Origin of the sequence: Ideonella sp. (assembly GCF_041287625.1) — a bacterium.
In the GTDB taxonomy this organism is placed as follows: Bacteria; Pseudomonadota; Gammaproteobacteria; order Burkholderiales; family Burkholderiaceae_C; genus Ideonella.
On the sequence record NZ_JBGGNH010000064.1, the window covers coordinates 12,950 to 25,487 of the forward strand.

Genomic DNA, 12,538 nt, shown 5'->3' on the forward strand with positions numbered 1-12,538 from the left:
GTCATCCAACGGCCATCGCCCGCGACGGCGATGGCTCAGCCAATTGGGCGAGCCATTGGGCGGGTTCACGCAGCGCAGCGAGCGGTATCGAATGCACATCACGCATTCCCCACCCAACGCACCAAGCAAGGAGCCTCGCGATGGCCGATCCGATTCTGTTCTGGAACGCAGTTGCACTGGAAGCCAACCGGCAAGATTTCACTTCCGAGCCCGGCGCCAAAGCCGCGCAGGAGCAGCCCGGGCCAACCATGAGTTCGCGTGCACTGGGGCTGGTGCACTTGGCGATGTATGACGCTTACTTCGGCGCGCTGGGCTTTCCCGCGGGCGTTGCCAGCCCCTACTTGCCGGGCATCACGCCACCGGCCCCGCCGGTCGACCCGGATGGCGCTGTCGCGCAGGCGGCCTACGAAATCCTTCAATGGCTGTATCCCGCGCAGAGCGCACTGTTCAATCGGAATCTGACGCAATTCCTTGGGGCCAACGCAGAGTGGGGTCCAGCCCGGCAGTGGGGCCACGTGGTTGCCAATCAGCTCCGTGCGCGGCGCGAACGCGACCCTGGCGCTGGCGCTGGCGCTGGCGACTCGGGCTACACCTATTCGCAAGCGCCCAGGCACCATCGCGCTGATCCTGCCCAGCCCGAGCAGCGGCCCCACGCACCCTTCTATGGCGCACGCTCGGCCTGCTTTGCAGTGCAAAGGCGGCATGCCCTGCTGGCGCCGCCTGCCCACGGAACCTTGCTTTATTCCGCAGAGCTGCAGCGGGTCCGCAGCAAAGGCATTGCCCCGGAACTGGCCGCTTCCGTGCCATTGGCAATTCAGCGCACGCCCGAAGAAACCATGATCGGCCAATTCTGGGCCTACGACGGAGTGCGCAAACTGGGCACGCCGCCGCGCCTTTACAACCGCATCCTGCGACAGATTGCCCAGGCGCAAGGCAACAGCCCAACGGAAAACGCGCAACTCTTCGCGCTGGTGAATGCGGCCATGGCCGATGCCGGGATCCTGGCGTGGGAACAGAAATACGTTCACGACCTCTGGCGCCCGGTGGTAGGCATACGGGAGCACGACACTGCCGAGATGGGCCCCTCCGCTGTCGGCAGCGCAGTGCTCGCACCGGACTGTGACCCCGGCTGGCTGCCGCTGGGCGCGCCTGCCAGCAACAGCTTCAATCCAAGCACCAAAGCGGGGGAGCCCAACGGCACGCCCCCATTCCCCGCCTATCCGTCCGGCCACGCCACCTTCGGTGCTGCGGCGCTGCACATGATCGAGTTGTTCTACGACGGCAAGCTGGGCCAAGGCAAGGGCAACGACGTGTTCCAGAACGAGGCCTTGGTGTCGGAAGAACTGGACGGCCAGACCACCAGCAACACCGGCGTGACCCGGCCTCGCCATGCCCGCACCTTCCCCGGCGGGCTGCGGCAGATGATCGAGGAGAACGGTTGGAGCCGAGTCTATCTCGGCGTGCACTGGCTGTTTGACGCTTTTCTGCCCGATGCCGATGTCAAACCCGACCTATCGCAGCCGGTTGGCGGCGTCCCTCTGGGCCTTGCCATTGCAGAGCACATCTTCCAGGCCAACAAGGGCACGAGCGCGTGGTCCTCGCCAGTAGGCCCCGCCCAGCCCTGACCCTCGGGCTTCCCACAACAGGCGCCCCTGCCTCATCTAACCCTCTCTGCCGCGTGCCCTATGCACGGCAGAAGCACCGCTGCGGGTGTTTTCTGGCGGGGCCTGCTGGTGCCACCCGCGCAGCAAACAAGGAAACGACATCATGACCTTCGCAACACTTCGATCAATTCTTTGCGCCGCTGGACTGTGCGCTGGCGCCACGACTCACGCAGCGGTGGTCACGCCGACCTGTGCCGGCGGGTTCAGCAGCTACGACAGCGTGAAGCAAACCTGCGTGCTCACTGACGCTGCAACACAAGCTGCCGCACGGTCCAAATCTGCGTGCGAGAGCTACGCTGGAGCCACTTGGGGCGCTCCAGCGAACCCCAATTCCTGCAGCTTGCCGCCTGCACCAGCACCGAGTTGCCCCGGCGGAGCGCGCATCAAGTTTTCCGAAGGTGCTTGCGTCTATGACGACAGCGTCGCCAGCAGCGACATCAACAACTACAAGGGGGACTGCTTCAAAACGGTCAGCCACGTGAATGGCGCTCCGCAAGGGGCCAAGCTGCTCTACGTGGCCTCGCAGTCACCAAACGGTGAGACGCTCAATGTCGTGGAAGGCGCGCTCTGGCCAATCGACTCGGACCTCCTCGACATGTTGGGCATGGCGCTTTGCAAGCCCAAGGAAAAGCTCCAGGACACCAACACGACACCCATTCCGGTCAATGCCATCTTGGAGAGTGGCGCAATGCGACGTGGTTGGGTCTATGGCACCTTGGTGGTCCCATACAAGTACTACACCAACAACCATCAACTGAACGGGACCAGCAGCACGGTCGCGCCCTACTTCGGAAGGCGATCAGAAATGTTCGGTGGCGCGGTGTCCTACATCGCCGCCATCGGTCTGGGCTCGGTAAAAGGCACGATCAACGACGGCGATGGCAAGCCGCGCACCACCGATGCGAACGCCCTCAGCATCGCTGCGGGCGTCACGTTCGAGGTTGCCAAAAGCAAGAGTCCATTCCGGATGGGGTTTCTGGTGGGCAGGGACTATGCGGAGCTCAAGCAGGGCGTGACCTACGACCAGAACCGCCGCACCTGGATCGCCCTGCAACTCGGCTTCGACTTCACCGACTGAAGCGGTGCCTCATGCGCACAGCGCCGCCGCATGGTGGCGCATGTGGTCCTCGATGAAGCTCTGGATGAAGTAGTAGCCGTGGTCGTAGCCGGCCTGGCGGCGCAGGGCCAGCGGCTGGCCGGACTTCAGGCAGGCGGCTTCGAAGGCTTCGGGCTGCAGTTGGCCTTCGAGCAGGAAGCGGTCGGCTTCGCCCTGGTCGATCAGGATGCCGGCCGGGTGCGGCGGGCTCGCTTGGGCCGCCATCAGTGCGCTGGCGTCGTGTTCGGCCCAGCTGCTTTCGTCTGCCCCCAGGTAGCCGGTGAAGGCCTTGCGGCCCCAGGCGCAGCTGCTGGGCGCGCAGATGGGCGCAAAGGCGGACAGGCTGGCAAATTCGCCGGGATGGCGCAGCGCCAGTGTCAGGGCGCCATGGCCGCCCATCGAGTGGCCGAAGATGCCGGTGCGGCCGGGCAGGAAATCCATCGCAGCCAGCTCGGCCCGCACCCCTGGCAGCAGCTCGCGCAAGAGGTAGCTTTCCATGCGCCAGTGGGTGGCCCACGGCGCCTGCGTGGCATCCAGGTAGAAGCCGGCGCCAACGCCGAAGTCCCAGGCCTCCGCCTCGCCCTGCACGCCCGCGCCGCGCGGGCTGGTGTCTGGCATCAACAGCGCAATGCCGAACTCGGCCGCCCAGCGCTGCGCGCCGGCCTTCATCGTGAAGGTTTCTTCGGTGCAGGTGAGCCCGGCCAGGTAGACCAGCAGCGGCACCGTGGCGCCCGGCTTGGCCTGCGGTGGCAGGTACAGCGCAAAGCCCATGGGCAGGCCGATCTCGCGCGATTGGTGGCGCTGGAAGCGCTGCTCGCCGCCAAAGCTCAGGTGATGGCTGACCAGCTTCAGCTCGTCCAGCTGCATGTTGCCTTGCACTGCCATGGTCAGAACTCCACCACGGCGCGGATGGACTCGCCGCGCTTCATCAGGTCGAAGCCTTCGTTGATGCGCTCCAGCGGCAGCTTGTGGGTGATCAGGTCGTCGATGTTGAGCTTGCCGTCCATGTACCAGTCGACGATCTTGGGAACGTCGGTGCGGCCGCGCGCGCCGCCGAAGGCCGAGCCTTCCCAGTGCCGGCCGGTGACCAGCTGGAACGGCCGGGTGCTGATCTCGGCGCCCGCCTCGGCCACGCCGATGATGATGCTGCGGCCCCAGCCCTTGTGGGTGCACTCCAGCGCCTGACGCATGACCTTGGTGTTGCCGATGCACTCGAAGCTGTAGTCGGCGCCGCCATCGGTCAGCTGCACGATCGCGTCGACGATGTTCTCGTGGTCCTTGGGATTCAGGAAATGCGTCATGCCGAACTTGCGCGCCATCGCTTCGCGCGCAGGGTTCAGGTCCACGCCGATGATCTTGTCGGCACCCACCATCTTCGCGCCCTGGATCACGTTCAGGCCGATGCCGCCCAGGCCGAAGACGACCACGTTGGCACCCGCTTCCACCTTGGCGCTGAACAGCACCGCGCCGACGCCGGTGGTCACGCCGCAGCCGATGTAGCAGACCTTGTCGAACGGCGCGTCCTGCCGGATCTTGGCCAGCGCGATGCCGGGAACCACGATGTGGTTCGCGAAAGTGCTGGTCCCCATGTAGTGCAGGATGGGCTTGCCGCCAATCGAGAAGCGGCTGGAGCCGTTCGGCATCAGGCCCTTGCCCTGGGTCGAGCGAATGGCCTGGCACAGGTTGGTCTTGCGCGACAGGCAGAACTTGCACTGCCGGCATTCGGGCGTGTAGAGCGGAATGACGTGGTCACCCGCCTTCAGCCAGGGCACCTTGCTTTCCAGCACCACGCCCGCGCCTTCGTGGCCGAGGATGGCCGGGAACAGGCCTTCCGGATCAGCACCGGAGAGCGTGTAGTGGTCGGTGTGGCAGATGCCGGTGGCCTTGACCTCGACCAGCACCTCGCCGTCCCGCGGTCCTTCCAGGTCCACGTCTTCGATGGTCAAGGGTTGGCCGGCCTGCCAGGCCACGGCTGCACGGGTTTTCATTGCTGCTTCCTCTGCGGTGTCTTTGAATCGAGCGGCGATGCTAAACCGCGGACGCACCCGGCGCCACCGTGGCATGCCACACGGTGCAGGGGCTTGCCTGCCAGCACTTGACGCCGCGCCACCTACACTGCCGGCCAGACCATGAAAAGCGCTTGATGACGTCCTTTGAATCCCTGGGCCTGGCGCCCGCCCTGCTGCGTGCGCTGGCCGACCAGGGCTTGCCGGAGCCAACCCCTGTGCAGGCCGCGGCGATTCCGCCCTTGCTGGCGGGGCGCGATGTGCTGATGCAGGCGCGCACCGGCGCGGGCAAGTCGGTGGCGCTGGCGCTGCCGCTGTTGCAGCAATGGCTGGCCGGTGCGGCGCAACACCCGCGGCCCACGCATGCGCTGCTGCTGGTGCCCACGCGCGAGCTGGCGCTGCAGCTGGGCGAGACGCTGCGCGAACTGGCGCACAGCCTGCCTGGGTTGGTGAAGATCGCGGTGGTGTTCGGCGGCGTGTCGATCAACCCGCAGATGATGGGCTTGCGCGGCGGGGCCGACATCGTCGTCGCCACGCCCGGCCGGTTGCTGGACCTGGTGCGGCACAACGCGCTGTCGCTGGGCCAGGTCAAGACGCTGGTGCTGGACGAAGCCGACCGGCTGCTGGCGCTGGGCTTCGAGGAAGAGCTGGCCGAGGTGCTGGCGCTGCTGCCGGCCCGGCGGCAAACGGTGCTGAGCTCGGCGACCTTCCCGCCGGCCGTCACCACGCTGGCGGAACAGTGGCTGCACGAGCCCGAACAGATCCGCCTGAGCAACCTGGCCACGGCGCGGCCGGACATCCGCCAGCGCGCGCTGGTGGTCGAGGAAACCCGCCGCACCTCGCTGCTGCGCCACCTGCTGGCCCAGCGCATCGAGCTGAAGCAGGACGCGCGCGCGCTGGTCTTCGTGGCCAGCCAGCATGCGGCCGAGAAGGTGGCGCACAAGCTGGCGCTCGCAGGCGTGGCGGCCGAGCCCTTCCACGCCGGGCTGAGCCAGGGCGCGCGGCAGAACATGCTGCATGCCTTCAAGCAGTCCAAGCTGCAGGTGCTGGTGGCGACCGACATGGCCGCCCGCGGCCTGCACATCGACGCGCTGCCGCTGGTCGTCAACTACGACCTGCCGCGCTCATCCGAGGACCATGTGCACCGCATCGGCCGCACCGGCCGCGCGGGTGCCGAGGGCGAGGCCATCAGCTTCGTGACACCGGCCACGGAGGCGCATTTCCGCCTGATCGAGAACCGCCAGGGCCAACGCGTGCCGCGCGAGCAGATCGCCGGTTTCGAGCCGCACGTGCACCATTCCGCGCCGGCCGCGTCGGTCGAGGAAGACACCGGCGACACGCCACTGCCGGCCGGCACCGGGCTGGACCCGAATGGCGGCATCAAGGGCAAGCGCAAGAGCAAGAAGGACAAGCTGCGCGAAGAGGCTGCGGCCGCCGCCGCGCAGGCCCAGCGGCGCCCTCGCTGATCAGGGCACGTAACGCACTGCCTGCTCACCCCGGCAGAAGCCGTAGAGGTGCAGGCCGGCTTGCTGGGCGATGTCGACGGCCAGCGAGGTCGGCGCCGAGATCGTGGCCAGCAGCGGCACGCCCAGGCGGGCGCACTTGCGCACCAGCTCGTAGCTGGCGCGGCTGGACATCACGATGAAGCCGTCGTCCATCGGCAAGCTTGCCCGCACCCGGCTGCCCAGCAGCTTGTCCAGCGCGTTGTGGCGGCCCACGTCTTCCATCACCTGCAGCAGCTCGCCCTCGCGCGTGGCCCAGCCGGCGGCGTGGTGCGCGCCGGTCAAGGCGTTCAGCGGCTGCAGCGCGGGCATCTGCATGAAGGCCTTCAACACGGTGGCCGGCGGCAGTTCGGCCAGCCAGGCGGGTGGCGACAGGCGCTCGGGCAGCAGGTCCAGGCGCGTCAGGCTGTCGATGCCGCACAGGCCGCAGCCGGTGCGGCCGGCCAGCGTGCGGCGCTGGTCCTTGAGCCGCATCTCGGCGGCGGCAGCCACTTCGAGCTGGACCTCGACGCCTTGCGCGTTCGAGATCACGTCAATGCCGTGGCATTCGGCCGGCGACAGCAGCAGCCCTTCGGACAGCGCAAAGCCCAAAGCGAAGGCTTCGAGATCGGCCGGCGTGGCCATCATCACGGCATGCGAAATGCCGTTGAAGACCAGCGCGACCGGCGTTTCGGTGGCCAGCTGGTCGGACTCGGCATGGTCCCGCAACTGGCCCTGCCGCACGCGCTGAACGCTGACAGGCAGCGTGGCGGGCGGCAGGGACTCGTCGGCCGGCGAAAGAAGATGGGGAGAAAAATCGTCGCTCATGCTGGCGGCAGATTCTGCGCGCAAACGCCCGCCCCGGCTTGCGCAGGCTCTCGCACTGGGGGCGCTCAGTCGAGCAGGTCTGCGCGCACCTGCAAGGCGTCGCGCACGATGGGCAGCAGCCCGTCTTCTGCGCCGGCTTCGGCCCGGGCCGCGATGTGCCGCGCCAGGGCTTGGCGCATGCGCGGCGCCCAGAACTTGCGGATGTGGGTGGCAATGCCGTCCAGCGCCTCGGCCCGGTCGGGCTGGGCCTGGAAGAACTGGCCGATCTGGTTGGCCATGCGGACCAGGTGTTCAACGTCCATGAAACGCGCTTTCAGATTGCCCGCGGAGCGGGACGGCGGGCCGGGAGACAGTGGTGACGGTCTTCATTTGCCGACCACCTCCGCGCGCCGCGCCTGGCCCAGCAGGTCCAGCTGGGTCTGGTTGAACTCGGCGTAGCCGCGCTGCCATTCCGAGGGCTGGGCCACCGGCATCACCTGCACCGCCGTCACCTTGTATTCCGGGCAGTTGGTGGCCCAGTCGGAGGCGTCGGTGGTGATCACGTTGGCGCCGGATTCGGGGAAGTGGAAGGTGGTGTAGACCACGCCCGGCTGCATGCGCTCGCTGAGCACCGCGCGCAGCACCGTGTGGCCAGCGCGGCTTTCCACGCCCACCCAGTCGCCAGCGCGCACGCCGCGCTCCTCGGCGTCGTGCGGGTGGATCTCCAGCCTGTCTTCGTCATGCCACTGGTTGTTCGGCGTGCGGCGGGTCTGCGCGCCCACGTTGTACTGGCTGAGGATGCGGCCTGTGGTCAGCAGCAGCGGGTACTTGCGGGTAACCTTTTCCTCGCTGGGCACGTACTCGGTGATGATGAACTTGCCCTTGCCGCGCACGAACTTCTCGCGGTGCATGATGGCGGTGCCGGCTTCTTCGGTGCTGTCGTTGCAGGGCCACTGCACGCTGCCCAGGCGTTCGATCTTCTCGTAGCTCACGCCGGCGAAGCTGGGCGTGAGCATCGCGATCTCGTCCATCACCTGCTCGGGCGAGGCGTAATCCATCGGGTAGCCGAGGGCGTTCGAAAGCTTGACGGTGACCTCCCAGTCGGCCAGGCCCGGCAGCGGCGGCATGGCCTGGCGCACGCGCGAAATGCGGCGCTCGGCATTGGTGAAGGTGCCGTCCTTCTCCAGGAACGAAGACCCGGGCAGGAACACGTGGGCGTACTTGGCGGTTTCGTTCAGGAAGATGTCCTGCACGACGATGCATTCCATGCGGCTCAGCGCATCGGCCACGTGCTGGGTGTTGGGGTCGGACTGCACGATGTCCTCGCCCTGGCAGTACAGGCCCAGGAAACTGCCCTCATGCGCGGCGTCGAACATGTTCGGAATGCGCAGGCCGGGCTCGGGGCTGAGTGTCACACCCCAGGCCGCCTCGAACAGGTTGCGGGCGGTGGTATCGGAAATGTGGCGGTAGCCCGGCAGTTCGTGCGGGAAGCTGCCCATGTCGCAACTGCCCTGCACGTTGTTCTGGCCGCGCAGCGGGTTCACGCCCACGCCCTCGCGGCCCACCATGCCGCAGGCCATGGCCAGGTTGGCAATGCCGATGACCATGGTCGAGCCCTGCGCGTGTTCGGTGACGCCCAGCCCGTAGTAGATGGCCGAATTCGGACCCGCGGCATACAGCCGCGCGGCAGCCCGCACCTCGGCCGCCGGCACGCCAGTGGCCGCTTCCAGCGTCTCGGGCGAGTTCTCCGGCCGGGCGACGAATTCGCGCCATTCGGCAAAGCTCTTGGTGTCGCAGCGCTCGGCCACGTAGGCTTCGTTGACCAGGCCTTCGGTGACCACCACATGGGCCAGGGCCGAGATCATCGCCACGTTGGTGCCGGGGCGCAGCGCCAGATGATGCTGAGCCCGCACATGCGGCGAGCTGACCAGGTCGATCTTGCGCGGATCGACCACCACCAGCTTGGCGCCTTCGCGCAGCCGGCGCTTCATGCGCGAGGCGAACACCGGGTGCGCATCGCTGGGGTTGGCGCCAATGACCAGGATCATGTCCGACTGCTCGACCGACTTGAAGGTCTGGGTGCCGGCCGAGGTGCCGAAGGTCTGGCCCAGGCCGTAGCCGGTGGGCGAGTGGCAGACCCGGGCGCAGGTGTCGACGTTGTTGGTGCCGAAAGCCGCGCGGATCAGCTTCTGCACCAGGTAGGTTTCTTCATTGGTGCAGCGGCTGGAGGTGATGCCGCCCACCGAATCCTTGCCGTGCGCGGCCTGGATGCGCTTGAACTCCGAGGCGGCGTAGCCGATGGCCTCGTCCCAGCTGACGGGCTGCCACGGGTCGCTGATCTTCTTGCGGATCATCGGCGTGGTGATGCGGTCTGCGTGGGTGGCGTAACCCCAGGCGAAGCGGCCCTTGACGCAGCTGTGGCCGTCGTTGGCCTTGCCGTCTTTCCAGGGCACCATGCGGACCACGGTGTTGCCCTTCATCTCCGCCTTGAAGCCGCAGCCCACGCCGCAATAGGCACATGTGGTGATGAGGCTGTGCTCGGGCTGGCCGAGCTCGATGATGCTGTTTTCCTGCAGCGTCGCCGTCGGGCAGGCTTCCACGCAGGCCCCGCACGACACGCACTCGCTGTCCATGAAGGGCTGGTCCTGGCCCGGCGAGACGCGGCTCTCGAAGCCCCGGCCGGAAATCGTCAGCGCAAAGGTGCCCTGGGTTTCCTCACACGCCCGCACACAGCGGTTGCAGACGATGCACTTGCTGGCGTCGTAGGTGAAGTAAGGATTGGAGGTGTCCTGAGGCGTGTCGCAATGGTGCGCACCGGAAATGCCGTCGACCTCCTTGCCGCCCACGCCGTAGCGCACATTGCGCAGGCCGGTGACGCCGGCCATGTCCTGCAGCTCGCAGTTGCCATTGGCGCTGCAGGTCAGGCAGTCCAGTGGATGGTCGGAGATGTACAGCTCCATCACGCCCTTGCGCAGCTGCTGCAGCTTGGGCGTCTGGGTGCGCACGACCATGCCTTGTTCGGCCGGCGTGGTGCAGGAGGCCGGGAAGCCGCGCCGGCCGTCGATCTCCACCAGGCACAGCCGGCAGGAGCCGAAGGGCTCCAGGCTGTCGGTGGCGCAGAGCTTGGGCACCTGGATGCCGGCCTCCACGGCGGCCCGCATCAGCGAGGTGCCCTTGGGTACCTTGACCGGGTAACCGTCGATGTTCAGCGTGACCTCTTGCGCAGATTCGCGCGCAGGGGTTCCAAAATCGATCTCTGTCTTGAGGTGGTTCAGCATGATGGCGGTCCTCGGGTGCAGGCAATGATGGGGCGGGTGATCCGGCAGCGCGGATCAGGCGAGCTGCGGATCGGGCGCGGCGGCAACAGCCGGCACCAGACCGAAGTCCTCAGGGTAGTGATTCAGGGCAGACAGCACCGGATAAGGGGTCATCCCGCCCATGGCGCACAGGCTGCCGTTGAGCATCGTGTCGCAAAGGTCGCGCAGCAGTTCGACCTGCTGCTCGCGATGGCTGCCCACCAGGATGCGGTCGATCACCTCGACCCCGCGGGTGGAGCCGATGCGGCACGGCGTGCACTTGCCGCAGCTCTCCAGCGCGCAGAATTCCATCGCGTAGCGCGCCAGCTTGGCCATGTCGGCCTTGTCGCTGTGCACCACGATGCCGCCGTGGCCCAGCGCCGCGCCCATGGCGGCATAGGCTTCGTAATCCATGGGCACGTCCCACTGCGATTCGGGCACGTAGGCGCCCAGCGGGCCACCCACCTGCACAGCCTTGATGGGCCGGCCGCTGCGGGTGCCGCCGCCAAAGCCGTAGAGCAGCTCGCGCAGGGTCAGGCCGAAGGCCTTTTCGACCAGGCCGCCGTGGCGAATGTCGCCACCCAGCTGGAACGGCAGCGTGCCGTGCGAGCGGCCCATACCGTAGCCACGGTAGAAATCGGCCCCCCGCGAGAGGATGATGGGCACGCTGGCGAAGGTGATCACGTTGTTGATCACCGTGGGCTGGCCGAACAGGCCTTGCAGCGCTGGCAGCGGCGGCTTGGCGCGCACGATGCCGCGCCGGCCTTCAAGGCTCTCCAGCATCGCCGTCTCTTCGCCGCACACGTAAGCGCCCGCGGCCTTGCGCACCTCCAGGTGGAAGCGCTTGCCGCTGCCCAGCACATCGTCGCCCAGGAAGCCGGCGGCGGTGGCGCGGGCGATGGCCTCGCTCATCGCGGCGACCGCATGCGGGTATTCGGAGCGGATGTAGACGTAGCCCATGGAGGCGCCCACGGCCAGCGCGGCGATGGTCATGCCCTCGATCAGCATGTAGGGGTCGCCCTCCATCGTCATGCGGTCGGAGTAGGTGCCGGAGTCGCCTTCGTCGGCATTGCAGACGACGTACTTCTGCGCCGAGACCGCCCCCGCCACGGTCTTCCACTTGATGCCGGCCGGGAAGGCAGCGCCACCGCGGCCGCGCAGGCCCGAATGGGTGACTTCATGGACCAGCGCGGCGCTGTCCAGCGTCACGGCGCGGCGCAGGCCGGCCCAGCCTTCGTGGGCAGCGTAGTCGCTCAGCGAGAGCGGGTCCGTCACGCCCATGCGGCGGAAGGTCAGGCGCTCCTGCAGGGCCAAAAAGGGAATCTGCTCGGTAATGCCGTGACGCAGCGCATGCGCACCGCCTTGCAGCATGCCGGCATCGAGCAGGCCGGGCACGTCTTCCGGCGTGACCGGGCCATACGCGACGCGGCCAGCCGGCGTGGCCACTTCAACCAGCGGTTCCAGCCAGAACATGCCGCGCGAGCTGTTGCGCACCAGTGCCATGGCCAGGCCACGCTGGGCGCAGCCAGTCTGCAGCGCGGTGACGACAGCGTCGGCACCGGCGGCCAGCGCCGCCGAATCGGCCGGCACGTAAACGGTGACAGGAGCGACTGCGGTGTTCATGCCAGGATCTCCAGTTGCTCGCCGAGCTGGCGCAGCCGGGCGGGGGTCATGCGGGCATGCAGCTGGTCGTCCACCTGCACGGCAGGCGAGGAGGCACACAGGCCCAGGCAGAACACCGGCTCCAGCGTCACCGCGCCGTCGCTGCGGGTTTCATGGGATTTGCAGCCCAGCAAGGCCTCGGCCTCGGCCAGCAGCTCGTCGGCCCCACAGGCCTGGCAGGCCTCGGCCCGGCAGACCTGCACCACATGCCGGCCCGGCGGCGTGCTGCGGAAGAAGTGGTAGTAGCTGACCACCCCATGCACCTCGGCACGCGAGAGGTTCAGCGCCTCGGCAATCGCCGGCACCACCATCGGCGGCACATGGCCCAGCCGTTCCTGGACGGCGTGCAGCAGCGGCAACAGCGCGCCGGCCCGATCGCGGTGGGCAGCGATGAGCGGATTGACCTGCGCGGCCAGCGCGGGCGCCATCGGCTCCGCCCCGGCGCCGGGGATCTTGGACGTGCGCGGCACGAAGACCAAAGGGGCCACCACCGGCGCACCGGCAACGGACAAGGGACGATCTGGCT

General features: G+C 67.7%; 10 protein-coding genes. 3 read left to right on the forward strand and 7 right to left on the reverse strand.

Annotated elements, in window-relative coordinates; translation table 11 throughout:
* The first annotated feature begins 140 nt into the window (after positions 1 to 140).
* Both ACAH41_RS23460 and ACAH41_RS23465 read left to right on the forward strand, forming a co-directional pair.
* Entirely contained in the window at positions 141 to 1,625 is a 1,485-nt protein-coding gene (locus tag ACAH41_RS23460; RefSeq protein WP_325655631.1) for a hypothetical protein, read from the forward strand.
* A 142-nt stretch (positions 1,626 to 1,767) separates the two neighbouring features.
* On the forward strand, positions 1,768 to 2,742 hold the full coding sequence (locus ACAH41_RS23465; RefSeq protein ID WP_325655630.1) for a hypothetical protein: 975 nt from the start codon (positions 1,768 to 1,770) through the stop codon (positions 2,740 to 2,742).
* A 9-nt stretch (positions 2,743 to 2,751) separates the two neighbouring features.
* Here ACAH41_RS23465 and fghA read toward each other — a convergent pair whose 3' ends face one another.
* On the reverse strand, positions 2,752 to 3,645 hold the full coding sequence (gene fghA, locus ACAH41_RS23470) for an S-formylglutathione hydrolase (RefSeq protein ID WP_325655629.1): 894 nt from the start codon (positions 3,643 to 3,645) through the stop codon (positions 2,752 to 2,754).
* A gap of 2 nt (positions 3,646 to 3,647) precedes the next feature.
* Entirely contained in the window at positions 3,648 to 4,748 is a 1,101-nt protein-coding gene (locus ACAH41_RS23475; RefSeq protein ID WP_370538559.1) for an S-(hydroxymethyl)glutathione dehydrogenase/class III alcohol dehydrogenase, read from the reverse strand.
* A 155-nt stretch (positions 4,749 to 4,903) separates the two neighbouring features.
* Here ACAH41_RS23475 and ACAH41_RS23480 point away from each other — a divergent pair, with 155 nt between their 5' ends.
* On the forward strand, positions 4,904 to 6,232 hold the full coding sequence (locus tag ACAH41_RS23480; RefSeq protein ID WP_325655627.1) for a DEAD/DEAH box helicase: 1,329 nt from the start codon (positions 4,904 to 4,906) through the stop codon (positions 6,230 to 6,232).
* Here the strand turns inward: ACAH41_RS23480 and fdhD are convergent, their stop codons facing one another.
* The 5 genes from fdhD to ACAH41_RS23505 all read right to left on the reverse strand — a co-directional run bounded on the left by fdhD (position 6,233) and on the right by ACAH41_RS23505 (position 12,440).
* The gene (fdhD, locus tag ACAH41_RS23485; protein ID WP_325655626.1) at positions 6,233 to 7,075 is read right to left on the reverse strand and encodes a formate dehydrogenase accessory sulfurtransferase FdhD; all 843 of its coding nucleotides are present in this window, start codon (positions 7,073 to 7,075) and stop codon (positions 6,233 to 6,235) included. It lies immediately after the preceding gene.
* 65 nt (positions 7,076 to 7,140) lie between these two features.
* Positions 7,141 to 7,377, reverse strand: coding sequence for a formate dehydrogenase subunit delta (locus ACAH41_RS23490; RefSeq protein WP_325655625.1), 237 nt, complete (start codon positions 7,375 to 7,377; stop codon positions 7,141 to 7,143).
* A 63-nt stretch (positions 7,378 to 7,440) separates the two neighbouring features.
* The gene (gene fdhF, locus ACAH41_RS23495) at positions 7,441 to 10,332 is read right to left on the reverse strand and encodes a formate dehydrogenase subunit alpha (protein ID WP_325655624.1); all 2,892 of its coding nucleotides are present in this window, start codon (positions 10,330 to 10,332) and stop codon (positions 7,441 to 7,443) included.
* A gap of 54 nt (positions 10,333 to 10,386) precedes the next feature.
* The gene (locus tag ACAH41_RS23500) at positions 10,387 to 11,973 is read right to left on the reverse strand and encodes an NADH-ubiquinone oxidoreductase-F iron-sulfur binding region domain-containing protein (RefSeq protein WP_325655623.1); all 1,587 of its coding nucleotides are present in this window, start codon (positions 11,971 to 11,973) and stop codon (positions 10,387 to 10,389) included.
* Positions 11,970 to 12,440, reverse strand: coding sequence for a formate dehydrogenase subunit gamma (locus ACAH41_RS23505; RefSeq protein WP_325655642.1), 471 nt, complete (start codon positions 12,438 to 12,440; stop codon positions 11,970 to 11,972). Before ACAH41_RS23505 ends, ACAH41_RS23500 begins: the two co-directional genes overlap by 4 nt.
* Positions 12,441 to 12,538 lie beyond the last annotated feature (98 nt).